The organism is Streptomyces sp. NPDC046925 (assembly GCF_040644915.1).
Taxonomy (GTDB): domain Bacteria; phylum Actinomycetota; class Actinomycetes; order Streptomycetales; family Streptomycetaceae; genus Streptomyces.
Genome location: NZ_JBEYWZ010000002.1, coordinates 533,737 through 557,839, shown reverse-complemented (window position 1 = coordinate 557,839; position 24,103 = coordinate 533,737). Strand labels below are relative to the sequence as shown.

The window sequence follows — 24,103 nt, the reverse complement described above, 5'->3', positions numbered from 1 at the left end:
GCTACGACGACACTGTGGCTGGTCCGTGACCAGCCCCGGACGCAAGCGGGAGATTCTCCAGGGCGTGTTCTCCCGGGTCGCCGTCCGACTCGACCAGCCGGGCAACCGCGAGGACCGGGTCTGGCTCGACCTGCGAGTTGACCTGGACTGGGCCGAGACGGAACTCCGTAACCGGGTCTACCTCGTCGGCCGGACCCCAACCCCCGGCAACCCCACCTGAAACCCGCCCCGTCCGGATCTCAGGTGGACGCAACGTGCCGCACACCCCCGCAGGCCGCTGCGGCTCAGGCCCGGTCCCCATGCAGGGGTGCGCTGATGGCCAGGTCTTCGCCGAGTTTTGCCACCATCGCAGTGGCCAAGGGCGGGGCGTACTGAGTAGCCCATGCTTCGACAGACGCCAGGAATGCGACGAGCTGCTCCTGAACTGACTCCAGCAGCAACGGTAGTTGAGCAAGCGGCAGAGAGATGGGGAGCCCCTGACGGTCATCCCCATCGGGCCACAAGCGGACGGTTGCCCCGACGTGCTCCATGCCCGGCGTGGGATCGTGGCCCAGCCACGGCTCTCCGCCGTCCAGCAATTCGAGCCAGTCCCGCCAGTTCTCCAGACCGTTGCAGCACCCGGGCAGTGCGGTGACTCCGGTAGCGGTGTCCCGGAGACGCAGGCCGCCGGGAGCGACGACGCACTCCGTCGTCACCAGGCGACGGACCTGCTCCACGCAGTTCTCGGGATCGGCGGCTCCGCGCTCGCGACGTCCCTTGTTGTAGCTGGTCAGGACCGCCATCGCAGTGCCGAGCTCGTGCGGTGAGAGGTCGCCGGACAGGGGCAGGAGAGAGCCTGCGGGTGGCTCGGCGACGGGCCACAGAGCGAAGTCTCTGGTCCCATGAGTCTCCACTACGGCGTCCATGATCAGCACGGCTTCAGTGTCGCCCGCGAGACGCCGCGAACGCATCACCATTTCCCGTGGGGGCCGACTTGTCGTGTCTCCCGGCCTCGGCCTCCGAACGGCCACGAGGCGGGTACTGCTCCGGTCGACCGAGCCCCGGGCCGGGCGGATCCTGGAGGTATGAACGGCATACGCACCTCCGCGGTCGCCCGCCTGTCGGTCGCCGCGATGACTGCATGCCTCCTGGGAGCCGGCAGCAGCATGGCCGTGGCCGCGCCCTCGCTGCCACCGACAGCTGACGAGGCGGGCTCCTGGGGAGACACGAAGAAGTGGGACGACGGCCTGACCGTCACCACAGGGAAGCCGAAGAAATTCACGCCCTCGGACACCGCCGCCGGGCACGAGGCGAAGAATCAGGCCGTGAAGTGGCGCATCAAGGTCCACAACGGCACCGATGAGGCCTTCAACGCCGCACTGATGTCGGTGTACGTGAAGTCCGGTGAGGACGGGGAGACTTGTGCCCGGATTTTTGACATCCCGCAGAATCTCGACGTCGGCATAGAGGGCAGTGTGTCACCGGACGCGAACGGCACAGCCGAGTTCGCGTTCGACGTCCCGCGTGACCAGTTGAACAAGGTCGACCTCGAAGTGGTACCTGACCTTGATCACGATGGCCGGCACTGGGAAGGGAAGGTGAAGTAGGCATCTGAGGCGTTCGGTCCCGTGGCGGCTGCCGCTGGAGGATGCGGCGCCGTCTGCGGCTGGGCGAGCGAACGGAGCGTATCCGTCGCCAAGCTGCTTGCACCTCCCGCAGCGCCGGTGAGTCCTCGCGCAGTCGGGCGAGGCGCGGCACGAGGGTCACCCCGAAGCCGTGGGCGACCAGCGCGGTGCCCGTGTCCCACTCGTCCGCGTGGAGGGCGATGTCGGAGGTGAAGGCGGCGCTCAGGCAGGTCGGGAGCTTTCCCCGTGGGGCTTTCCCCACCCTGGGTCCGGGGGACCGTCGGAGTGCTGGGACAGAGCGCTCCATGATCCGCTGTATGCATGGAAAATGAGCGCACAGAGGGTGCGAAATGGCGGGCCCGGATCGGGTACGCGGCGTGGATCGCGGGTGTCGTGCAGTTCTTCGTCGTCCACGGGATCGTCGAATCGGCCTGGGCGAAACCGTACAGCTGGGTGCGGTACAACATCAGTGACCTGGGCAATGTGCACTGCGCCCTTCAGGCGGATCCCGAGGCCCGCTATGTGTGCTCTCCCGAACACGGCCTGATGAACGGGGCGTTCGTGGTCCTGGGGGCGCTGCTCGTCGTGGGGGTGGCCCTGACCGGTGCAGGGCTGTGGCGCAGAGGCGGGTCCGCGACAGCGGCCCGCTTGCTGCTGGCCGCCGGCGGAGTCGGTTTTATCCTGGCGGGCCTTTTCCCTGCGGACGTGAACGAGAACCAGCATGTCCTGGGTGCTCTGCTCATCATGGGCCTGGGCAACATCGGCCTTTGCCTGGCGGGACTTGGCTACTCGGGGGCCGTTCCCCGTCCGCTGCGCCGGGCGACCAGCCTGTTGGGGGTGGTCGCGCTCGTGGCCCTTGGACTGTTCCTCTCCCGCCACTACCTCGGGCTCGGCATGGGAGGCATGGAAAGGGTCGCCGCGTTCCCCCTCCTGGTGTGGGCGCTCGCGGCCGGTGTCCTGGGGCTGACCCGCCAGGCCGGGCCGACTCGCCCGGTGGGGCTGACCCGCCAGGCCTCCTACGTGTCGAGCGGCACGAAGAGCACGTAATACCCGTCCGCGCCCGACATCGACTTCGTCCAGTCCTCGGCCTCGACGGCGGCCTCGGCCTCGGCCTCGGTGGCGGCCGCACGGCGGTCGGCCGAGTCGCCGAGGCCGTGCGCGTAGATGTGGACGCGGTAGACCCTGGACGGGTCGAGGTGCAGCTTCGACGGCTTGAAGTCTCTGCCCGCGGACAGACCCGGCATGGGATATCCGCCGTCACTGACGGACATCACGCCCTGGCGGACCGGGCGGTACTCGGATGCCGACAGGAGCTGCCAGCCGTCTTCCTCCGGGGCGGCGGCGCGCTCGGCGATCCTCAGTGTCACGCGGGCCGTGTGGTTCCGCACCCGGCTGACGACGGTGATCTGACCGGGGTGGCGCGTCAACTTCTCGGCGAGGTAGTCCGGTTCCGGAAGCACGGGCTCGGGACCCTGCTCGACGACGTAGAAACGGCTTCGGTCGAGCCGCACATCCCAGGTCACCTGCTTCCTGCGCTCCTCCGCCATGACGGCGTCCACACGGCGCAGCTCGTCATGGCACTCGGCCGGCACGGCCTGTATGACGAGATCGGTGATACCGCTCTGCGGCGTGACAGCTTTGGAGGCCAGGTCGGCCCTGGCGCGCAGGAGGCTGTCTTCCGCCACCGCGTCGCAGTCGACCGGACCGGACGACGCGGTGCTGTCGTAGGGGAAGAAGGCGCGGTCGGCCGCCAGTCCGGCGCCGAGGACCAGTACGAGCGCGGCCGTGCTCAGGGCCGGTCTCACACGCCACCCGGTCAGGGCGCCCCTTCTCGCCGTGCTGTTCACGCTCGGTGGGTCCTCTCGTATCACCACCGCGTTGTCTTCCGAAGCGGGGCTGTTGGCTGACGGGCAGTTCCGTCACGGGTTTCCTACACGCAGTCGGCCGCCGCTTGCAAGATCGCCAAAGGGGGGCGGCCAGGAGATGCGTACGGGGCCTCTAGGGGCTCCGGTCGGGGTCCGTGATGCCGAGGTCGACCCGCATGATGTGGCGCATCGTCCACAGGGGATCCCACAGCGCGGCCAGGCTCTCCCGTGCGGCTGCCAGGTCCTCGCCCTGCCGCGTGGTGCCCGCGTCGAGACGCATGAGCAGGCCGTAGAGATCGCCGAGGTTGCGGTTGGCCATGCCGGCCGCCGTCGCCACCGTGTCGGGCAGCACCATCTGTGCCTCGGCGTGACGCATACGGTGCTCACGGCGGGCCCGCCCCAGATCCGACCGCAGCTCCTCGGTCACCTCATCGCCCTCCAGTGCGTGCAGGACCCGCGTCATGACGTTCGCCAGGTCGCGCGTACCGGCGCTGAGGGTGGCGTAGCACGTGCGCCGCGCCTCGAGCCGGGCCTGGCGGGTGTTGTACTCGCGCTCGTCCTGCTGGAGTTGCCTGGTGTGCTCCAGTTCGCGGGCCCGGGCGCGGTCGGCGCTGCGCTGGGTGATGAGGGCGGCGGCGAGTGTGCCGCCGATGCCGAGCACCGCGATCACGATCTGGCTGACTGAGTTGTCCACGCTGCCCCCCGGCTCCGATCGGCTCGCGGGGACTGTACCCGCGAGCCGCCGCCGAGCAGGGCTACCGCCGCGTGTGGGGCATCGGTCGGCACATCCACCGTGCGGCATCACGGGGAGCGCGCACCCCGCGCGGTGATCAACGCTTTGGGGTGGGTTGTACGCTGCGAGGATGCAGCCGTCCGCTTCCTCGCCTCCGCCTGAATCCGCGCCGTCGGGTCGTCTCTCCGAACCCGCCGAGCGCGGCCTGCTGACGGAGCGGATCGCGCGTCAGCTGGAACACGAGATCCGGTCCGGCGAGATCGAGGTCGGGGCCAAGCTGCCCTCCGAGCGCGAGCTGGCGGCGCAGTTCGGCTCCAGTCGCAATGTCGTGCGCGAGGTGTTGCGGCGGCTAGAGGCGCAGCACCTCATCGAGGTCGCGCCGGGCCGGGGCTCCTTCGTGCGCGAGCAGAGCTCGGGACAGGCCAGGGGGTACGACGCGCTGTACCGCGCCGGTCGTCCCACGGTCCGTCAACTCATCGAGGCGCGACTGCCGTTGGAGGTCGAGATGGTCCGCCTGGCGACCCGGCACGCCACGGACGAGGACATCGCCGTGATGCGCGGCGCGCGGGACGCCCTGGAGTCGGCCACGGATGTCGTGGTCAAGGCGCAGGCGGACATGGAGTTCCATGACGCGATCGCGGTGGCGAGCAAGAATCCCGTACTGCGGATCATGCTGTCGTCGATCAGCGGGATGATGCTCGAGATGATGCTGCGCTCGAACTCCGACCCCTCGATCGGGGAGCCGGGCGTGCCGCACCACCCGGAGATCTTCGAGGCGATCGAGGCGCGGGACGAGGAACTGGCGGCCATGCGGATGCGCGAGCACCTCATGCTCGGCCTGCGCACGTACGGGGCGGACCTCGACGTGCAGGTGGACATCATGGCGCGCAACCACATCGAGACGCTCCTCGGCCAGACGGAGGCCAGGCGGGCTGGCAGCCGGGCGGGGGAGTAGCTGCCCTTCGCGGTCGCCCCTCCGCGCCTGCCCCTTCACGCCGGCCGGGCGTGATCGTTCCGTTGCGTGGATCTTTCCCCCAGGGGCTGTTCGGGAGCGTTCGCATCCTGCTACGGTCCCGTCAGACTTAACTGGTCCTACCAGTTGGACCAGTGGTTCGGGAGACGCAGAAACCCACCAGGGCAGACACGGGAACACCCATCACAGAGACGAGGACAACGATGTCCACGAGGAGCCAGCTGTTGAGCCGGCGCTCCTTCGGCAGGCTGGCCGCAGGGGCGGCGGGCGCCGTCGGCGCGGGCGCGCTGAGCGCCTGTTCGCCGCAGGGCGCCAAGGCCCCGGCCGACAGCCCGTTGCGGATCATGGCGATCAACCACGTGTGGTCGCAGGCGATCAAGCGGCGGACCAAGGAGTTCGAGGAGCGGATCGGGCGCCGGGTCTCGATGACCCTGCTCACCGCCGACCAGCTGTCGAGCAGCTACAACGTCAAGCTCAACGCTTCGGGCACCGACGTGGACGTCATGATGGTGCGCGCACTGCAGGAGCAGCTGGTCTTCGCGCACAACGACTGGCTCGCCGACCTCACCGACCGGGTCGAGGGCGACAAGGAGTTCGCCTGGGCGGACTTCCAGAAGGCGCCGCGCGAGGCCTCCGTGGCCGGCGGCAAGGTCCTGAGCGTCCCGGTGGTGACCGAACGCCCCACGCTCTACTACCGCAAAGACCTCGTCGAAGGACCGCCGCGCACCCTGGACGCCCTGATGTCCTCCGCGCTGGAACTGACGGACAAGAAGAAGGGGTTCTACGGCTACGTCGGCCGCGGGCAGCGCAGCGGCGCGGTGTCCCAGTGGTCCAGCTTCCTGTACTCGTACGGCGGTGACTTCCTCGTCGACGGCAAGTCCGGCATCGGCAGCCGCGAGGCACTGGCCGCCTACCAGTACTACGGCGGGCTGCTCGGCAGGGCGGGGCCGCCGGGAGCGACCAACATGAGCCTCGAACAGGCCATGCCGATCTTCGCGCAGGGCAAGGCCGCGTTCTACATAGACGCCGACGCCGTCTACAGCAGCTTCCTCGACCCGAAGGTCGCGACCGAGGGCGTGCGCGAGTCGGTGGGCTTCGCGCCCTTCCCCGCGGGCCCGGCCGGCGCCAAGCCGCACAACATCCCGTCCTGGAGCCTGGGCATCAACAAGTTCTCCCTCCTGCGCGACGACGCCTGGGAGTTCATCAGGTGGGCCGCGGGACCGGACATGTCCGCCGCCCTCCAGTCCGACGGCATCCCCGGCGCCCGCAGCTCCGTATGGGACGACCCCCGCACCCTCGCCGCCTTCCCGAAGGACCTCGCCGAGTCCATGCGGATCAACGCCGAACGCGGTCTCGGCTACGACCGGCCGCGGGTCCTCCAGGTGGGCCGGGCCAGGGACATCGTCGGCCGCCCGCTGGTCGCGGCGATCCTCGGCGAGTCCGTACCGCCCGTCGCGCGCGACGCCGACGCGGAGTTCGCCGATTTCCTCGTCCGCGACAACCGCCACAAGGAGTCCTGATGGCCGCCACCGAGGTCTCCCCGGCCCGCGCCGACACCCCGCCCGCTGCGCCCGGCAAACGCACCCGGCCGCCGCGCACCTTCGAGCAGGCCAACCGGCGCCTGAAGTGGACGATGCTGGCCCCGGCGCTGCTCTTCGTCGGCCTGATGATCGTCTTCCCGCTGGCCTTCACGCTCGACCTGAGCCTGACCGACGCCTTCGGCGCGGTGAACGCCGACAAGCGGCACATCGGACTGCGGAACTTCACCGACGCCCTGGGCGATGCCCGCCGCTTCTGGCCCGCCGCCCGACGCACCCTCGTCTTCACCGTCGGCGCCGTGGTCCTGGAGACCGTACTCGGCCTCGCCCTCGCGATGCTCATGCGCAAGCCGTTCCGCGGCATGCGCCTGGTGCGCACCGTCCTGATCATCCCGCTGCTCGCCACCCCCGTCGCCATCGGCGTCCTGTGGCTGCTGATCCTCGACCCCACGAACGGCATCGCCAACCACCTGCTGGAAGGCATCGGCCTGCCCCGCCAGGAGTTCCTCGGCTCGGTGAGCCAGTCCCTGCCGATGCTGATGCTCATCGACGTATGGCAGTGGACGCCGATGATGACGCTGCTGCTGCTCGCGGGCCTGACCACGCTGCCCGAGGAGCCCGAGGAAGCCGCGCTCGTCGACGGCGCGAACGCCTGGCAGCGCTTCCGCCACGTCATCCTGCCGATGCTCGGCCCCACGCTCGCCACGGCTCTGGTCCTGCGCGCCGTCGACGCGCTGAAGACCTTCGACATCCTCTACGCCACCAAGGGCGCGGGCGGCGGCTCCGACTTCGAGGCCGAGACACTCAACGTCTACGCCTACGGCCTGACCTTCGACTACCAGGAGTACGGCCTGGCCGCCGCCGTCCTGGTCCTGTTCACGCTGTTCATCATCGGTGTCGTGGTCCTGCTGCGCCGCCGCGGCGGAAGGAAGTCCGCATGAGTGCCACCGCCACCCCTGCCGCCCGACGGTCCGTCACGCCCGCCGCCCGCGGACGGCGGAAGTGGACCTGGCTGCGCGGCACGGCCATCACCCTGGTCACCCTGGTCTTCGCGTTGCCGCTGGTGTGGATGTTCGCCGCCGCGTTCAAGACCAACGTGCAGGTCACCGACCCGAGCGTGGGACTGTGGTTCACGCCCACCCTGGACAACTTCCGCAGCATCGTGGAGGCCGGGCAGATCGTGCGCTCCATGGGCAACTCCCTCCTGGTGGGGGTGGTGTCCACGGTGCTCTCCGCCGTCATCGCCGTACCCGCCGCGTGGGCCGTGGGCCGGTTCGGGATGCACCGCACCGGCTCGCTGATCCTCGTCGCCCGCATCGTGCCCGCGATCTCGCTGCTCGTGCCCTGGTACTACCTGTTCGCGCAGATGGGGCTCGTCGGCTCCTACACCGTCCTGGTGCTCAGCCACATGTTCGTCTCCGTGCCGCTCATCATGTGGATCATGATCAGCTTCTTCGCCGGCCTTCCGGTCGAGCTCGAAGAAGCCGCCCGCACAGACGGACTGAGCGCGTTCGGCGCCTTCTGGCGCATCTCGCTGCCCCTGGCCGCACCCGGCACCGCGACCGCCTCGCTCCTCGCGTTCGTCTTCAGCTGGAACAACTTCATGTTCGCCCTGGTCTTCGCCGACGACCGCACCCAGACCGTGCCGGTGACCCTCTTCAACTTCATCTCGTACGCGAGCACCGACTGGGGCGGTCTCATGGCCGCCGCCACCCTCATCACCGTCCCCGTCGTCATCGCCGCCGTCGTCGGACAGAAGTACCTGGTGGCGGGCCTGACCTCGGGCGCCACCAAGGGTTGAGCGAGCCCCCCTCACCCTCACCACCCCCTGCACCGGAAAGAGCTCCTGTATGAAGATCGTCGACGCGAAGGTCGTCGTCACCAGCCCGGGCCGCAACTTCGTCACCCTGAAGCTGACGACCGACGACGGCCTCACCGGACTCGGCGACGCCACCCTCAACGGCCGGGAACTCGCCGTCGTCAGCTATCTGACCGACCACGTCGCGCCCCTGCTCATAGGCCGCGACCCCCACCGCATCGAGGACACCTGGCAGTACCTGTACCGCGGGGCCTACTGGCGGCGCGGCCCGGTCACCATGGCCGCGATCGCCGCCGTCGACGTCGCCCTGTGGGACATCAAGGCGAAGGCCGCGGGACTGCCGCTCTACCAGCTCCTCGGCGGCGCGAGCCGCGAGCGCGTGCGCACCTACGGGCACGCCAACGGCCGCGACATCCCCGAGCTCCTCGACTCCGTACGGGCCAGGCTCGCCGAGGGCTACCAGGCGGTGCGCGTCCAGTCGGGCATCCCCGGCCTGAAGGCCGTCTACGGCGTGCACAGCACCGACGACGACGGCGATCCCGTCCTGCACCAGCAGGCCCGCCCCCTGGTGGAGGACTGGGACACCGACGCCTACCTGCGCCACACGCCCACCGTCTTCGAGGCGGTCCGCGCCGAGTTCGGCGCCGAACTCCCGCTGCTGCACGACGCACACCACCGCCTGAGCCCGATACAGGCGGCCCGGCTCGGCAAGGACCTGGAGCCATACCGCCCGTTCTGGCTGGAGGACTGCACCCCGGCCGAGAACCAGGAGGCCCTGCGCCTCGTGCGCCGCAACACCACCACGCCGCTGGCCATCGGCGAGGTGTTCAACACCGTGCACGACTACCAGGCCCTGATCACCGAGCAGTTGATCGACTACGTGCGCTCCGCGGTCACCCACTTCGGGGGCGTCACACCGCTGCGCAAGCTCTTCGACTTCGCCGCGCAGTACCAGATCAAGAGCGCGGTGCACGGCCCCGAGGACATCTCCCCGGTGGGGATGGCGGCAGCCCTGCACCTGGACCTCGCCGTGCACAACTTCGGGATCCAGGAGTACTCGGGCCACACCTCCCTCACCGACGAGGTCTTCCGGCACGCCTACACGTTCGCCGACGGCCACCTGCACCCGGGCGAGGCTCCCGGCATCGGCGTGGAACTGGACGAGGAGCTTGCGGCCGCCCACCCCTACGAAGCGGCCTATCTGCCGGTCAACCGGCTCCAGGACGGCACCGTGCACGACTGGTGAGCGGCCGGGGGAGGGGCGGCCGGCTCCGTCCCTCCCTCCCTCCCGTCCCTTCCTGCCCCCTGGACAATCCCGTCACCGGGTGCTGGGATGCCAACTGTTCCTGATTCCCACGCTGTTGAGCTCTCGCACACCACGGTTTTCCAACGTTGTAAAGCAGTCTGCACGGCTGCCACCAGCGCATACGGACAACGACGGGACGGTACTCATGACGCAGCTCGGCCGACGCCACTTCCTCCTGCGCTCCGGCGCCATCACCCTCGGAGCGACCGGCGGGATGACCGCCCTCACCGGCCCCACCGCGCACGCGGCGACCCCGGCGCGCGGCGGCCTCTACGGACCCAGCGCCGCACCGCTGGCCCCCACCGCCTTCCAGAAGCTCCCGCTGGGCAGCGTCACCGCACGCGGCTGGCTGCGCGGACAGCTCGACCTCCTGCTCGGCGGCCTGTTCGGGCGGTACGCGGAGATCTCCCACTTCCTCAAGTTCGACGACTCCGGCTGGGTGCACCCGGACAAGGTGGGCTGGGAGGAAGTGACGTACTGGCTGCGCGGATACGTCGACCTCGCCGCCCTCACCGGGGATCGCACCGCCCTGGCGGAGAGCCGCCGCTGGATCGACGCGATCCTCGCCACCCAGGAAGCGGACGGCTTCTTCGGCCCGAGAAGACTGCGCACCTCGCTCAACGGCGGACCCGACTTCTGGCCCTACCTGCCGCTCCTCCAGGCGCTGCGCTCCCACGAGGAGTTCACCGGGGACAAGCGCATCGAGCCGTTCATCCTGCGTTTCATGCGCTTCATGAACGCCCAGGGCCCGGGCGCGTTCGACTCCAGCTGGGTCTCCAAGCGCTGGGGCGACGGCCTGGACGTCGCCTTCTGGCTCTACAACCGCACCCGCGAGAGCTTCCTGCTCGACCTCACCGACAAGATGCACACCCACGGCGTGGACTGGGCCGGCGGCGTCGCCGACTGGCACAACGTCAACGTGGCGCAGGGCTTCCGCGAGCCCGCCCAGTACGCGCTGCGCTCGGGCAAGGCCGACCACACCCGGGCGACGTACCGCAACTACGCGACCGCGATCGGCACCTACGGCCAGTTCCCCGGCGGCGGCTTCGCCGGGGACGAGAACGCACGCCCCGGCTTCAGCGACCCCCGCCAGGGCTTCGAGACCTGCGGCACCGTCGAGTTCATGGCCAGCCACGAACTCCTTACCCGCATCACCGGCGACCCGGTCTGGGCCGATCTGTGCGAGGAGCTGGCCTTCAACATGCTGCCCGCGTCGACCGACCCCGCCGGATCGGGCATCCACTACGTCACCAGCGCCAACAGCATCGACCTCGACAACACCCGCAAGACGCAGGGGCAGTTCCAGAACGGCTTCGCGATGCAGTCCTTCCAGCCCGGCGTCGACCAGTACCGCTGCTGCCCGCACAACTACGGCATGGGCTGGCCCTACTTCACCGAGGAGCTGTGGCTCGCGACGCCCGACCGCGGCCTCGCGGCGGCGATGTACGCGCCGTGCCGGGTCACGGCGAAGGTCGCCGACGGCACCTCCGTCACGATCACCGAGGACACCGACTACCCCTTCAAGGAGACCGTCACCCTCACGCTGGCCCTGGACAAGGCGGTGCGCTTCCCGCTGAGGCTGCGCATACCCGGCTGGTGCGAGAGCCCGCAGCTCGCCGTCAACGGACGCCGGGTGCAGGCTCCGGCCGACGGCCCGGCGTTCGCCGAGATCGAGCGGACCTGGCGTAACGGCGACCGTGTCACGCTGCGACTGCCGCAGGCCACGAAGGTGCGCACCTGGAAGAGCGGCGCGGTCAGCGTCGACCGCGGCCCCCTCACCTACTCCCTGCGCATCGGGGAGTCCTACGAGCGGTACGCGGGCACGGACGCCTTCCCGCACCAGGCGGTGCACGCGACCACCCCGTGGAACTACGCACTGGCCCCCGACCCGCAGGACGATCTCGCCTTCAGCGCCGACTCCGGCCCGCTGACCGGCGACCCCTTCACGCACGAGGACGTCCCGGTGCGCATCCGGGCCCGCGCCCGGCGCCTGGAGCAGTGGGTCGCGGACGACGAGCACGTGGTGGCCCCGCTCCAGCAGAGCCCGGCCCGGGCCACCGGCGCGGAAGAGGAGGTGACCCTCATCCCCATGGGCGCGGCCCGCCTGCGCGTCACCGCGTTCCCCACGGCGAGCCCCGACGGCCGCCCCTGGACGCCCGAGCCGCGCTACCGCCGGATCGAGAACCGGCACAGCGGCAAGATCCTCGCGGTCGACGGCATGTCCCTGGACGACGGCGGACGCGTGGTCCAGTTCGACAACTCCGGTACGGGCGACCACGCATGGCAGCTCATCGACCGGGGCGAGGGCCGCTACACCCTGCGCAACGGCCACAGCGGCAAGGTCCTCGGAATCGAAGGCGCGTCAACGGCCAACTCCGCCAAGTCCGTGCAGTTCACCGACAGCGGAGCCGCACATCTGCGCTGGGAGCAGGTCGACAAGGGCGACGGCTGGTTCCTGCTCCGCAATGTGCACAGCGGCAAGGTCCTCGGGGTGGACGGCATGTCCACGTCCAACAGCGCGCAGGTCGTGCAGTTCGAGGACAACGGCACGGCGGACCATCTGTGGCGGCTGGTCTGACGCCTGCCTCATGTCGTCGATGCCGCCCGCGCCCTGGTGGCCGGGCGGCACCGACCGCTGCGTGAACTCCCCGCGATCGCGTTCGACGGAGACGAGCCGGTCAGACGATCAGGACCCGGCGACCGCGCGTGTGCCCGGCCTGGCTGTCGACGTGTGCCGCCGCGGCGTCGGCGAGCGCGTACGACTTCTCGACCGGGATGTGCAGCCTCCCTCGTGAGATGAGGGCGACGGTCTCGGCGAGCGCGTCGGGCATGCTCCCGGCCACGCCGGAGAAGCGGGCGCCGAAGTCGGGCGCGGTGAGATCGGCGGTGGAGACGACCTTCTGCGGATCCCCGGTCAGTTCGACGAGTTCGCGGATCACGCCGGTACCGGCCAGATCGAGAGCGGCGTCGACCGGGCCGAGCCGCCGCACCCGCTCGACCAGACCCTCGCCGTACGTCGTGGCGATGGCGCCCAGGCCCCGCAGATAGTCCTGGTTCGCGGCGCCTGCCGTGCCGATCACCGAGATGCCGCGCTCGCGGGCGACCTGAAGCACCGCCGAGCCGACGCCCCCGGACGCGCCGCTGACCAGCAGCGTCTGGCCGGGCCGCACACCGACCTCGCGGATGATGCGCAGCGCGGTCTCCATCACGGAGGGGTAGCCGGCCGCCTCCTCGAACGTCAGCCCCTCGGGCATACGGGCCCAGGCCCCCAGTACGGCGAACTCGGCATAGGTGCCGTGGCCTTCGCCGAACACATGGTCGCCGATCGCGACCCCCTCGACTCCCTCGCCGACCTCGTCCACCACCCCGGAGGCATCAAGGCCGACCCCGGAGGGCAGCTCGGTCGGATGGGCTCCCAGGACCTGGCCCTCGCGGATCCGCCAGTCGACGGGGTTCACGCCCGCCGCCCGCACGGCGATGCGTATCTGGCCGGGGCCCGCGTGGGGCTCCTCGGCTTCGATGAGTTGCAGAACGTCGGGGCCGCCGAACTCGGCGAAGCTCACTCTCTTCATGCCGCCGAACGTAACACTAACGGTTAGTGTTCCAAAACGGTTAGGGTTTTGTACCTGGTAGCGTCCAGGGCATGACCGAGCCGTCCGGACGCCGTGAGCGCAAGAAGGCCGCGACCCGCCAGAAGATCGCCGATACCGCCCTGGAGCTCTTCCTGGAACGCGGGTATGACGCGGTGGGCATTCGCGACGTGGCCGCGGAAGCGGACGTCGCCGTCACCACGGTCTTCTCCCATTTCGCCTCCAAAGAGGCCCTGGTGTTCGAGCTGGACGAAGACTTCGAGCAACGCCTCACGCGGGCCGTCACCGACCGGGCGCCGCACGATCCGCTCATCCCCGCGCTGCGCCACGAAGTCCGGGCCCTGGTGCGCCACTGCACGGCGGAGGGCGCGGACCCCCTCTGGCGCATGATCGACGCATCACCCGCCCTGCGGCAGTACGAGGAGGCGATGCGGCTGCGCCACGCCACGTCACTGGCAGCGGCCATCGCCGCCGACCTCGGCCTGCCCGCGGACGCGACGTCCTGCCGGGCCGTCGCACGGTTCACGATCGACGCCTTCTCGCTGGCCCGTGAGGCGAATGATCCGCAGGCCGTGGTGGACGAGGTCTTCGAGATGATCGAGGCGGCCTGGGAGGTCGCCTCACCCGCCGGGCGCGCGTGAGTCCGGCGGGCGGTCCCCCGGCGCATCGCCCCAGGACGCGGTCCAGCGCTGAGAGGGGAGGGGAGCGATGAGCCTTCGTCAGTACGAGTACGCCCTGGCCGTGGCCGAAGAGGGCTCGGTGACGGCCGCGGCGGAACTGCTGCACGTCGCCCAGCCGTCGGTGTCCCAGCAGATCCGCGGCCTGGAGCGCGAACTGGGCGTCAAGCTCTTCGCCCGCACGCCGACCGGCCTGGTGCCCACCGTGGTCGGCCGCGCGTTCCTGCGGGAGGCGGAGGTCGCGGTGAGAGCGTCACGGCGGGCCAGGGCCACGGCACAGGCCGGCGCCGAAGAACTGGTGGGCGAGCTGGTGGTCTCGGTGCAGATGGGCTTCGGCACACGGCAGTTGCCCGGTGCCCTCGGCGCGCTGCGCCGCCGCTATCCACGCCTCGAGGTCAGCGTCTTCGAGGAGCCGAGCTCCGCCGAGCTGGAACAGCTGGGCCGCCGGGGTGTACTGGACCTCGCCCTGATGGCGCGGTGCGAGCAGAGCCCCGACGACGCCCACCACCTCGGTGACGAGGAGTTCGTCGTGGTCCTCGCCGCCGGGCACCCGCAACTCGCCGCCGACCGGATCGAGCTGCGCGAACTGGAGGGGGAGCCCTGGGTGAGGTTCGACCGGGACAGTGCGCTGGACGCCGTGCTCCTGACCGTGCTGCGGGACAACGACCTGACCCCGACCACCGCCGCCCGCGTCTCCCAGACGGCAACGGCCGTGCGCTGGGCCGCGCACGGCCTCGGGGCGACGCTCGTCCCGGCCTCCGCGGTACCGCAGGGCCACGAACACCTCGTACGCCCGGTGTTCCCGGCCGTGTCCCAGCCCGTCATCGCCGTGCTGCGGCAGGACGCGGGCCCGGCGGAGACGGCCCTGCTGGAACTGCTGCGTGCGGAGAAGTGGTGAATTCCCCTCGCCCGGAATTGCGGCGCGGGAATTCCGTCGCCGTCAGCCCCTGGTGAATTCACCGCCGTCCACGACCAGATTGCTTCCGGTCAGCCAACTCGCCCGCTCGGACATGAGGAACAGCACCGCGTCGGCGATGTCGTCGGGCCGGCCGTCGCGCCCCAGCGGGGGAGCGGTGGTGTCCTGGCCCGGTCCCGAGTCCAGGAGTGCCCACTGCTCGCGCGTCGCCTCGCCGCCGGGGGTGGCGGTCCTGCCGGGAGAGACGGTGTTGACCCGCACCCCGTGGGGGGCCAACTCCGCGGCCAGTCCCCGGCTGTAGTTCTCCAGCGCCGCCTTCGCCGCCGTGTAGTGCAGGAACGGCGGGGGAGTGAGAGGGTTCGCGGCCGAGGAGACGTGCACGATCACCCCGGAGCGCTGCTCCCGCATCCCCGGCGCGAGCAGCGAGTCAAGGCGCACCGACGCGAGGAAGTTCAGGTCGAGAGCGTCCTGCCACTCCTCGTCGGGGATGGCCGAAGCGCTCTTGTGCGGCCGTGCGCCGCCCGCGTTGTGCACCAGGAGGTCCACCCCGCCGAGCATCTCCCGCGCGGTCGCGGCCAGCGCCTCCGCGCCGGCCCGCGTCCGAACGTCGGCCTCCACGAAGGCGGCCCCCTGCGGCACCGTGCTCGTCGCCGCCCTGGCGGTCGTGAGCACCTCGGCCCCCGCGTCCAGGAGTTGGCGCACGAGGGCCGCTCCGATTCCGCGAGAACCGCCGGTGACAAGGGCCCGCTTTCCCGCGAATTCCTTCTTCTCTGAGCCGTTTCCGTACGTGGTCATGCCACTGGTCCTCTCGGTTGCGTACATACCCGCTGGGCGGAAGAAGGGCGGCGTGCGCAGAGCGAATTCCCTTGGAAAACGCGGCCCTTCGGCGAGCTGTTTCACGGTACGTACGGAAAAGAGAGCGGGGCAAAGACGAAAAGTCAGCAGGCGCCATAGGAAACTCCTATGTCGGTCGCTCTGCCTCGCGCAGCTGAAGCAGGTACGTCGCCGTCACCGCCACGGCACGGTCCTGGTCGTGCGACAGCTCCACGAGGGCACGTGACGTCCTCGCCCCGGGGATGCCTGCCAGCGCCTGGGTCAGACGTCTGCGGGCGGGCGCCTCTGTGGTGGCGTGGGCGAGGCGTTCGACGAGGCTGGTTGCGATGTATTCCGCCCGCGTGGTGTCGCCGGCCAGGACGCTCAGGGCGTCGGCCGCGTCGGTGTCGTTCCGTCCCTCCACGATCATCTCGACGAGCGTCGGAACCGCGTCGGCCTCTCCGCGTGTTCCCAGTGTCAGCGCCGCATACCCGCGCACCACGGCGTCGGGGTGGACCAAGGCCTTCCGCAGCCGTGCGGCGGCCTCGTCGCCGGGCATTTCGGCGAGGGACTGAACGGCGCGTTCGCGTACGGCTGTCACCGGTGAATCTAGGCCCTCCGCAAGCAGTGCCGCGGCTTCCTCGCCGGATCGCGCGAGGGCCCATCGAAGGGCACCGGCGACGTTCGGGTCCGCCTCGCCGAGCGCGGCCTCGACCAGGGCCTCCACCGGCACGGGCACCTCGTCGCCCGAGGAGAGCGCGGCACGCTGGCGGGCGTCTGCGTTCTTCGAGCCCAGGGCCTGGAGCAGCGCCACGACCTGGAGGACATCCTCCCAGCCGGTCGGGTCCGCGGCGTCGATGCGACGCAGCCGCGTGAGCAACTCGGTTTCGGCGGCGATGCGTTCGCGCGTCTGCGCGATGAGGTCGCCGACGAGCGCCGACGGCGTGAAGCCGGAGTCGTCGAGGGCGCGCCCGATCTCCCGCAGCGAAAGGCCCAGCGACCGCAGGCTCTCGACGTGGAAGATCCGCCGGATGTCCGCTGCGGAGTACTCCCGGTATCCCGAGCCGCTCCGGCCTGAGGGCCGTACCAGGCCGAGCGACTCGTAATGCCTGAGCATGCGGGCACTGACCCCGGACCGTCGCGCCACCTCACCGATCAACACGCCCTATTGTCCCTCGCGGCCGGACCCGCCGAGGGCCACGACGCGCTTGGCCTCCTCGACGGCGAACTCGAACCCGGTGTCCGGGTCGCGCAGCAGCCGTTGCGTGGCGAGCGCGTGCGTGCGCACGCGCGGGTCGGGGTTCGCGCTCGCCGTATGCAGGGCCGGCGCGATCACTTCGCCCAGCGCGACCAGGGCCCGGCTGAGGCTCAGTTGCGTCTCCCGCTCACCGCGCCCGAGCTGCGTTGCCAGCGTCGTGGCCAGCGCGGGCTCCTCGCCGTCCGGGACGAGCAGGACCGCGACCCGCCAGGCGCTGCGGGCTACCTCGTCGTCCGTGTCGGTGAGCAGCGCCCGCGTGATCGCCGGCCACGCCCGCGGGTCCCCGATCTTGGACAGGGTGTGCAGGGCCTGGCTCCTGGCCTGCGCCCGCTCCGAGCGGACCTCGCGGACCAGCGCGGGCAGCGTCATGGACACCGGGTGGCGGGTGAGCGCCCAGGTCAGCATGTCGCGGACGTAGAACTCGGGCTCGACGGCGCATCGCTCGACGAGCTTGTCGACGAAGCGCGGGTCAGGCGTCGTGCCGACCGCCAGCGCGGCCCGCAGCCGCACCGACGCGCGGTCGTCCTCCAGCGCCTGGAGTGCCTGGAGTGCTTGCTGGTCCTGCTCGTCGTGTCTTGTGATCGTCATGGAGACCACCTCCTTGGCGAGCAGTGAAGACCTTGTCACCGTGTCAAGGTCAACGCGGCAAGGACAACAGGGCCCTGCTGCCGCGCCGTGCACGCGCGCCTGGGGGGTCTCACCGCTCGGCGCGGTGAGCCCCCCGAGGTGGAAGGCGGGATCGCGTCACACCGTGACGGCGCCGTCCGATGCCGAGCCGACGATGGCCGCGTACTTGCTGAGGACGCCCCGCTCGAGAGGGCGCTCCGGGCGTGTCCAGCGCGCCCGGCGCTCGGCCAGTTCCGCGTCCGGGACATCGAGGTCGAGCGTGTTGCGCGCGGAGTCCACGACGACCGTGTCGCCGTCCGCCACGAGCGCGATGGGGCCGCCGTGCCACGCCTCCGGGGCGACGTGGCCGATCACGAGGCCGCGCGAGACACCGCTGAAGCGGCCGTCGGTGACCAAGGTGACCGAATCACCCAGGCCCTGGCCCACCAGGGCGCCGGTGATCGACAGCATCTCCCGCATGCCGGGGCCGCCGGCCGGACCCTCGTAGCGGACGATCACCACATCGCCCTCCGTGATCCGGCCGCCCTGGATGGCCTCGAAGCACTCCTCCTCGGAGTCGAAGACCCGCGCAGGGCCCTGGCGGACGAAGTCGGGGCGCCCACCCAGCTTCAGGACACAGCCGTCCGGAGCGAGCGACCCGCGCAGGATCGCAAGTGCGCCCGGCGCCTTGACGGGCGACTTCACCTCCCTCACCACCTCCTGCCCCTCCGTGGCGACGGCGTCGGCGGCGACGTCCGCCGGTGAGCGGCCGTCGACCAGGGTGACCGAGTCGCGCAGCACGCCCGCTTCCAGCAGTCGGGCCGCCACCAGCGAGGTGCCGCCGGCCCGCCAGAGATCGGCCGCCGTGTAGGGCCCGGACGGTTTGAGCGCGGTGATGATCGGCACCGCACGGCACACCGTGCCGATCGTGTCGATGGCGAGGTCGATCCCGGCCTCACGGGCGATGGCGAGGAGATGCAGGACGGCATTGGTGGAGCCGCCCATCGCGGCCACGGAGACGATCGCGTTGTGGAAGGCGTCCTCCGTGAGGATCGCGGACGGCCGCAGGTCACGGGAGAGGACGTCGAGGGCGAGTTCGCCGACCTGCTCGGCCGCGGCCGTCTTCTCCACGACCGTGGCGGGGATGTCTCCGACGCCGAACGGAGCGAGGCCCAGGAAGTCCGCGACGGTGCCCATCGTGTTCGCGGTGTACTGCGCCGCGCAGGTTCCGGCGCCCGGGCAGGCGTGCCGGGCGAGGTCGTCCACGTCCTCCTGGCTGACCCGGCCGACGGACCGCTCGCCCAGGGCCTCCCACATGTCCTGGATGGTCACCTCGCGCCCGCGCCACGTCCCCGGCATCATGCTGCCGCTGTAGAGGAGCACGGAGGGGATGTCGAGGCGCGCCATGGCCATCATGGCGGCGGGCACCGTCTTGTCGCAGCCGACGATGCAGACCATGGCGTCGAACTGATGGGCCCTACCCATGAGTTCGATCGAGTCGGCGATGACCTCCCGGCTGACGAGCGAGGCCCGCATGCCGGGCGTGCCCATCGTCAGGTTGTCGGAGACGGCGATGGTGTTGAACTCCATGGGTGTCCCGCCCGCCCGGCGCACTCCCGTGGCCACATGGCGTGCCAGGTCACGGTGCGTCAGATTGCAGGGCATCGTCCCGGTCCAGGTCGAGGCGATGCCGACGGTGGGACGCCGCATCTCCTCCTCGCTCAGACCCATCGCGTACAGGTGCGAGCGGGCCGGTGCGCGGTCGGGATCATCGGCGATGTTCATGCGGCTCCTTCGGCGTGAAGACGTAAGGACGTACGGGCGTGCAGGTGGGGAGCGGCAGATTCTGCCGCCGCCCGTCATTGAGGTGTCTCAGTCGGTCACGTGGATCGGGTTGCGCAACAGGCCGAGGCCCTCGACCTCGACCTCCACGGTGTCCCCGTCCCGCAGCCACAGCTGCGGATCGCGGCCCATGCCGACGCCGTGCGGGGTACCCGTGGCGATGACGTCACCGGGGTACAAGGTCATGTACCGGGACAGATAGGAGATCGTCTCGGCCACGCCGAAAATCATCTCCTTGGTGGAACTGTCCTGCACCGTAAGGCCGTTGACGCGGGCGGCGATGGCCAGACTCTGCGGGTCAGGCACGTCGGAGGCGGTGGTGATCCAGGGGCCGAGCGGGCAGAAGCCGTCGAAGTTCTTGCCCCGGAACCACTGCCCGTCGGAGAACTGGGCGTCACGGGCGGACACGTCGTTGGCCACGGTGTAGCCGAAGACGTATGACGCGGCGTCCTCCACGCTCACCTCACGCGCCGTACGGCCGATGACCACGGCGAGCTCCGCCTCCCAGTCCAGCTGCTCGGTGGTGCCGCGCGGGACGCGGACCGTGGCGGCGGGGCCGGTCAGGCAGTGCGCGGTCTTGACGAAGGCCAGCGGGACCTCGGGGGTCTTGAGGCCGGTCTCGCGGATGTGGTCGGCGTAGTTGAGGCCGATACAGATGATCTTCTGGGGGGCGGCGAGCGGGCTGAGCAGTTCGACGTCGGCCAGGGGCACCCCTGCCACGTCGGCACTCAGTACCTCCTCGGCGGTCCCGTCCGCGATGAGGTCGCGCACGGCGTCGGACATGTGCCGCTCTTCCTCCGCGACGACGGGAAACGCGGTGTCGCCGTCCACACGGGCGGCAAGGACCCGGCCCTCGTACCGCACTCGGGCAATCTTCACGGTCTCTCCAGAGTTGTCTTGGTGCGGGCGGGGGTCAGTTGAAGCGGGGCAGGAAGCGGCTCTGGGCCCGCAGCAGGTCGTCCGTGAGGGCGGCGGCCGCGTCCCGGTCGGTGACCGCGCCGTCGGCGATCACGGCCTCGACCACCAGATCGCGCTCTCCCGTCATCGCAGCCTCGACCGCAAGGTCCACCGGTGCAAGGCGCCGCGCGAGGATCGCGGTCAGCGGCGCGGACAGGTCGGGAACCCGCAGCTGACGCAGCCCCCGGGCCGTGGCAACGGCCGGAATCTCCAGGGCCGACCCGTCCGGCAGCCCCGGCACACTGCCCCGGTTGGGCACGTTCACCGAGAACATCTCGCGCCGGTCGAAGGTGATCGACCGGATGATCGCCAGGAGTTGCTCCTGCTCCCCGGTGGAGCGGTCGAACGCGGACTCGTCGAGCGGTGTGTCACCCTCGGCCTGGGTGCGCATCGACTGGTAGCGCTCCTCTCCCCACTGGAGGATCTCCGGTACGGAGAAGGCGTCGACGCCGAGCTTCTTGCCGTAGTAGTCGCCGCTCGCCCAGCGCTCGGGGAAGAACTCCACGACGTGCCGGTCGTTGGCCGCCGGGTAGGCGCCGTAAGTGCGGAAGAACTCCCAGGAGAACGGGTTGTGCCAGGCCTTGCCGTTCTCCCAGATCGCGCCGATGTCGTCCGGATGGGGCGGCTCGGCGAGTTCACGCTCCATCCGTGCGCGCACGACGGGCCAGGCGTCCTCGCCGTTGTGCCGGAAGTCGTAGATGAACGTGAGGTGGTTGATCCCCGCGTACAGCGTCGACGTCTCCTCGAAGGGCAGCCCGGCGAAGGCGGCGAGCTCCCGCTGCACGTGGTGCATGCCGTGGCACAGGCCGATGACCTCGGCGCCCGCGTAACGGGTCATGGCCTGGATGTTCGCCGTCATCGGATTGCTGTAGTTGAAGAAGTAGGCGTCCGGGGCGAGTTCGACGATGTCGTGCGCGATGTCGACCATGACCGGCGTGGTGCGCAGCAGCCGGGAGATCCCGCCGGGCAGCACGGAGTCGCCGACCGGCTGGAAGACGCCGTGCCGTTGGCAGATCTCGTGGTCCTCCTGCCATGCGGGCCGGCCGCCGACGCCCACACAGGTCACGACGTAGTCGGCGCCGGGAAGTTCGCTGCGCCGGTCGGTGGAGGAACGTACGGTGATGCGCTTCTCGGCGCCGCGCGCCTCGACCATGCGCTCGGCGAGGCGGGTGGTGACCGAGAGCGCGTCGGGGTTGACGTCTACGAGTCGGATCTCCCAGGAGCCGAGGTCGTCCGCGCCGATCAGATCGGCGAGCAGGCCGCGGGTGAAGACGGCGCTGCCGGCGCCGATGAGCACGAGGGAGCGGCGGTCGGGGTTGCTGGCTGGCACGAGCGTGTCCTTTCGGGGTGCGTCCGGCGGCCCGTCGCGCGCGGAGGGCGGGAGGGCGGCGGAGCGGATGAAGTGTGAGCGGCGAAAGCCCGGTTGGCGTGCGGGGGCCCGGACCGGTCAGCGGGGGAGCGGCTCACCGGCGATGCGGGCGGCGAGCAGGGCCGCGCCGAGGACGGGAGTGGTGAGGGGAGGGCGCGTGGCGTACGGCTCCGGGAAGGAGGCGAGGGCGCCGGTGAACGCCTCCCGCACGCGCGGCACGGTGAACACCCCGCCCGACCAGGAGACGGGAACCTCCTCGTCGGGCGCGGCGCCCAGTGCGCGCCGGGTGGCGCGGGCGAGTGCGGCCAGTTCTTCGCCGGCGCGGGTGAGGATGCGCGCGCAGTTCTCGTCGCCCTCGGCCGCGGCCTCGGAGACGTGGCGGCTGACCGCGGCGACGGTGGTGCGGTCCGGGCGGCCCAGCAGCATGACGTCGACGAGGTCGAGGTCGGCGTCGAGCCCCAGACGGCGCCGCAGCACCGCCTGGAGCGGGCCGGGCGGCGTCCGGCCGTCGCTCATGCGCGTGAAGAGGTTCAGGCCCTGGACGGCGATCCAGTGCGCGGATCCCTCGTCGCCGAAGAGTTCTCCCCAGCCGCCGGTGCGCGCTTCCCGGCGGCGCAGGACGCCGTACGCCATCGAACCCGTACCGCTGATGACGTTGATGCCGTCGGCGAGGCCGAGCGATCCGGCCCAGCCGCACACCATGTCGTTGCCCGCCGTGTACCGGTCGTGCCCGAGGATCTCCGCGGGCAGCGCGTCCAACGCCTCGGTCAGGGACGCGGACTCGCCGTGGCCGGGCAGTCCGAGGAACGCGTGCTTGAGGTGCGCGGGGTCGGTGCCCGCCTGTCGGCAGGCCTTGGTGATCCCGTCGCGCAGCACGGTCCGCGCGGTCTGCATGCCGTGTTCCCCGAGCGCGGGCGCGGTGGACGGTTCGTCGGCCGTGCCGAGCACCGTCCCGGCGGCGTCCACGACGGCGAAGGCCGTCTTCGTGCCGCCGCCGTCGACTCCGAGATACATGGCGTTGCTTCCTTCCGGTGGGTCCGGCGAGTCCGGTGTCCCGCGGGTGGGGCTTACCGCGCGGGCAGGGGGTGGATGGTGACGCCCTGGACGACCCGGTTGACCTCCCCGTCCGGGAAGGGGTTGTCGGGGCGCATCCCGCAGGCCTGCGAGGCGGCGAGCGCCACGAGCTGGGCGCACAGGACGGCGGGCAGTGCCAGGGTGGCATCGTCGGCGTCGGCCATGCCGTCGAGCAGCCAGGTGTGTTCGGCCGGGAGACCGTCGGGACGGGCGGCGACCGCCACGACCTGCCCCGCGGGCAGGCCGGCGCTCAGCTCCCGGAAGATGTCCAGGTCGTACTGGCGGGTGTAGGGGTCGTTCGACACATAGACGACGGCCGCCGTCCGCTGGGTGAGGAACGCCTTGGGGCCGTGCCGGAAGCCGAGTGACGAGTCCGAGAGCGCGGTGACCGCGCCTCCGGTCAGTTCGAGCAGCTTGAGCGAGGACTCGCCGGCCAGGGCCTGAAGGGCGCCGCTTCCCAGGTAGACGAAGCGGTCCGGGGCGCGGTCGGTCAGTTCGGCGATCCGGCCGGGCAGCTCGCCGGACAGCAGGGCCGTGGCGGCGTCGGCGCAGTCGTCCAGGCCCCGGATGTGACTGCCGCCCAGCGAGTGGAGCGCTCCGAGGAGCATGCACGTCAGGCTTGAGGTCATCGCGAAGCCCTGGTCCTCCGCCTCCGGCGGCGTCAGGAGGACGTAGGAGTCGGCACGGTCCTGATGCCGGGCGGCCAGGGAGCCTTCGGCGTTGCAGGTGATCAGGAGGTGCGCGCACTGGTCGAGCAGCTGGTCGGCGATCTCGGTCGCGGCGATGCTCTCGGGGCTGTTGCCGGAGCGCGCGAAGGACACCAGCAGGGTGGGCCGGTCACGCTCCTCGAAGCATGCGGTGGGGTCGGCGGTGATGTCCGTCGTGGCGACGGCCTCGACCGTGCGGCCCGTGGCTCGCCTCAGCGCCGACCGTACGATCTGTCCCGCGTACGCGGAGGTGCCCGCGCCCGTGAGGACGATCCGCAGCCGGTCCTCGGCCAGCAGAGGGGCCAGGAACGCGTCGAGGGCCGATCGCTCCTGCGCCACGCGGGAGGCCATCTCGGCCCACAGGCGCGGCTGCTGGTGGATCTCGCGGTGGGTGTGGGCGCCGCCGTGCGGCACGGCGGAGTGATCGGGGGTCTCGGGGACGGCGGTCTTCACGCA

23 protein-coding genes are annotated in these 24,103 nt (G+C 70.7%); 11 read left to right on the top strand and 12 right to left on the bottom strand.

The features are described from left to right. The first annotated feature begins 25 nt into the window (after window positions 1-25). Window positions 26-220, top strand: coding sequence for a hypothetical protein (locus tag ABZ906_RS08925; protein ID WP_361379378.1), 195 nt, complete (start codon window positions 26-28; stop codon window positions 218-220). Window positions 221-284: 64 nt separating this feature from the next. Here the strand turns inward: ABZ906_RS08925 and ABZ906_RS08920 are convergent, their stop codons facing one another. Beyond that, complete coding sequence (locus ABZ906_RS08920) at window positions 285-905, bottom strand: hypothetical protein (RefSeq protein ID WP_361381347.1); 621 nt, start codon at window positions 903-905, stop codon at window positions 285-287. Between the two features lie 159 nt (window positions 906-1,064). Here ABZ906_RS08920 and ABZ906_RS08915 point away from each other — a divergent pair, with 159 nt between their 5' ends. Both ABZ906_RS08915 and ABZ906_RS08910 read left to right on the top strand, forming a co-directional pair. Then, a complete protein-coding gene (locus tag ABZ906_RS08915) occupies window positions 1,065-1,586 on the top strand; it encodes a hypothetical protein (protein ID WP_361379375.1) in 522 nt (173 codons plus the stop codon). Window positions 1,587-1,925: 339 nt separating this feature from the next. Beyond that, window positions 1,926-2,651: a DUF998 domain-containing protein gene (locus tag ABZ906_RS08910; protein ID WP_361379372.1), complete on the top strand. Its 726-nt coding sequence runs from the start codon at window positions 1,926-1,928 to the stop codon at window positions 2,649-2,651. Here ABZ906_RS08910 and ABZ906_RS08905 read toward each other — a convergent pair. Together ABZ906_RS08905 and ABZ906_RS08900 are read right to left on the bottom strand one after the other, a co-directional pair. Next, entirely contained in the window at window positions 2,621-3,409 is a 789-nt protein-coding gene (locus tag ABZ906_RS08905) for a hypothetical protein (protein ID WP_361379369.1), read from the bottom strand. The genes ABZ906_RS08910 and ABZ906_RS08905 overlap by 31 nt on opposite strands. 193 nt (window positions 3,410-3,602) lie before the next feature. Next, complete coding sequence (locus ABZ906_RS08900; RefSeq protein WP_361379366.1) at window positions 3,603-4,163, bottom strand: hypothetical protein; 561 nt, start codon at window positions 4,161-4,163, stop codon at window positions 3,603-3,605. A gap of 169 nt (window positions 4,164-4,332) precedes the next feature. Between ABZ906_RS08900 and ABZ906_RS08895 the strand changes: the two genes are divergently transcribed. From ABZ906_RS08895 to ABZ906_RS08870, 6 genes are all read left to right on the top strand, one after another. After that, window positions 4,333-5,157 (top strand): FadR/GntR family transcriptional regulator, encoded by an 825-nt coding sequence (locus ABZ906_RS08895; protein WP_361379363.1) that lies wholly within the window; start codon window positions 4,333-4,335, stop codon window positions 5,155-5,157. A gap of 221 nt (window positions 5,158-5,378) precedes the next feature. Next, a complete protein-coding gene (locus ABZ906_RS08890; RefSeq protein ID WP_361379360.1) occupies window positions 5,379-6,695 on the top strand; it encodes a sugar ABC transporter substrate-binding protein in 1,317 nt (438 codons plus the stop codon). Then, complete coding sequence (locus tag ABZ906_RS08885; protein WP_361379357.1) at window positions 6,695-7,654, top strand: sugar ABC transporter permease; 960 nt, start codon at window positions 6,695-6,697, stop codon at window positions 7,652-7,654. Before ABZ906_RS08890 ends, ABZ906_RS08885 begins: the two co-directional genes overlap by 1 nt. Continuing rightward, window positions 7,651-8,514, top strand: coding sequence for a carbohydrate ABC transporter permease (locus ABZ906_RS08880; RefSeq protein WP_361379354.1), 864 nt, complete (start codon window positions 7,651-7,653; stop codon window positions 8,512-8,514). The genes ABZ906_RS08885 and ABZ906_RS08880 overlap by 4 nt, the downstream gene beginning before the upstream one ends. Before the next feature lie 49 nt (window positions 8,515-8,563). Further along, window positions 8,564-9,778, top strand: a complete 1,215-nt coding sequence (manD, locus tag ABZ906_RS08875; protein WP_361379351.1) for a D-mannonate dehydratase ManD — start codon at window positions 8,564-8,566, stop codon at window positions 9,776-9,778. 205 nt (window positions 9,779-9,983) lie between these two features. Continuing rightward, window positions 9,984-12,416: a beta-L-arabinofuranosidase domain-containing protein gene (locus tag ABZ906_RS08870; protein WP_361379348.1), complete on the top strand. Its 2,433-nt coding sequence runs from the start codon at window positions 9,984-9,986 to the stop codon at window positions 12,414-12,416. A gap of 100 nt (window positions 12,417-12,516) precedes the next feature. Here ABZ906_RS08870 and ABZ906_RS08865 read toward each other — a convergent pair whose 3' ends face one another. After that, window positions 12,517-13,410 (bottom strand): NADP-dependent oxidoreductase, encoded by an 894-nt coding sequence (locus ABZ906_RS08865; protein WP_361379345.1) that lies wholly within the window; start codon window positions 13,408-13,410, stop codon window positions 12,517-12,519. A 71-nt stretch (window positions 13,411-13,481) separates the two neighbouring features. Between ABZ906_RS08865 and ABZ906_RS08860 the strand changes: the two genes are divergently transcribed. Next, entirely contained in the window at window positions 13,482-14,069 is a 588-nt protein-coding gene (locus tag ABZ906_RS08860; protein ID WP_361190306.1) for a helix-turn-helix domain-containing protein, read from the top strand. Window positions 14,070-14,136: 67 nt separating this feature from the next. Beyond that, the gene (locus tag ABZ906_RS08855) at window positions 14,137-15,003 is read left to right on the top strand and encodes a LysR family transcriptional regulator (protein WP_361379342.1); all 867 of its coding nucleotides are present in this window, start codon (window positions 14,137-14,139) and stop codon (window positions 15,001-15,003) included. Window positions 15,004-15,045: 42 nt separating this feature from the next. Here ABZ906_RS08855 and ABZ906_RS08850 read toward each other — a convergent pair whose 3' ends face one another. The 8 genes from ABZ906_RS08850 to ABZ906_RS08815 all read right to left on the bottom strand — a co-directional run bounded on the left by ABZ906_RS08850 (window position 15,046) and on the right by ABZ906_RS08815 (window position 24,100). Beyond that, a complete protein-coding gene (locus ABZ906_RS08850) occupies window positions 15,046-15,816 on the bottom strand; it encodes an oxidoreductase (protein ID WP_361379339.1) in 771 nt (256 codons plus the stop codon). A 166-nt stretch (window positions 15,817-15,982) separates the two neighbouring features. Next, window positions 15,983-16,996, bottom strand: a complete 1,014-nt coding sequence (locus ABZ906_RS08845) for a MerR family transcriptional regulator (protein ID WP_361379336.1) — start codon at window positions 16,994-16,996, stop codon at window positions 15,983-15,985. A 3-nt stretch (window positions 16,997-16,999) separates the two neighbouring features. After that, the gene (locus ABZ906_RS08840) at window positions 17,000-17,680 is read right to left on the bottom strand and encodes a HEAT repeat domain-containing protein (RefSeq protein WP_361379333.1); all 681 of its coding nucleotides are present in this window, start codon (window positions 17,678-17,680) and stop codon (window positions 17,000-17,002) included. A 156-nt stretch (window positions 17,681-17,836) separates the two neighbouring features. Next, window positions 17,837-19,483 (bottom strand): dihydroxy-acid dehydratase, encoded by a 1,647-nt coding sequence (gene ilvD / locus ABZ906_RS08835; protein ID WP_361379330.1) that lies wholly within the window; start codon window positions 19,481-19,483, stop codon window positions 17,837-17,839. 87 nt (window positions 19,484-19,570) lie between these two features. Continuing rightward, complete coding sequence (locus ABZ906_RS08830) at window positions 19,571-20,419, bottom strand: fumarylacetoacetate hydrolase family protein (RefSeq protein ID WP_361379327.1); 849 nt, start codon at window positions 20,417-20,419, stop codon at window positions 19,571-19,573. Window positions 20,420-20,453: 34 nt separating this feature from the next. Further along, window positions 20,454-21,827: a hypothetical protein gene (locus tag ABZ906_RS08825; protein ID WP_361379324.1), complete on the bottom strand. Its 1,374-nt coding sequence runs from the start codon at window positions 21,825-21,827 to the stop codon at window positions 20,454-20,456. 117 nt (window positions 21,828-21,944) lie between these two features. After that, entirely contained in the window at window positions 21,945-22,880 is a 936-nt protein-coding gene (locus tag ABZ906_RS08820) for a BadF/BadG/BcrA/BcrD ATPase family protein (RefSeq protein ID WP_361379321.1), read from the bottom strand. 53 nt (window positions 22,881-22,933) lie between these two features. Then, window positions 22,934-24,100, bottom strand: a complete 1,167-nt coding sequence (locus tag ABZ906_RS08815; protein WP_361379318.1) for an SIS domain-containing protein — start codon at window positions 24,098-24,100, stop codon at window positions 22,934-22,936. Window positions 24,101-24,103 lie beyond the last annotated feature (3 nt).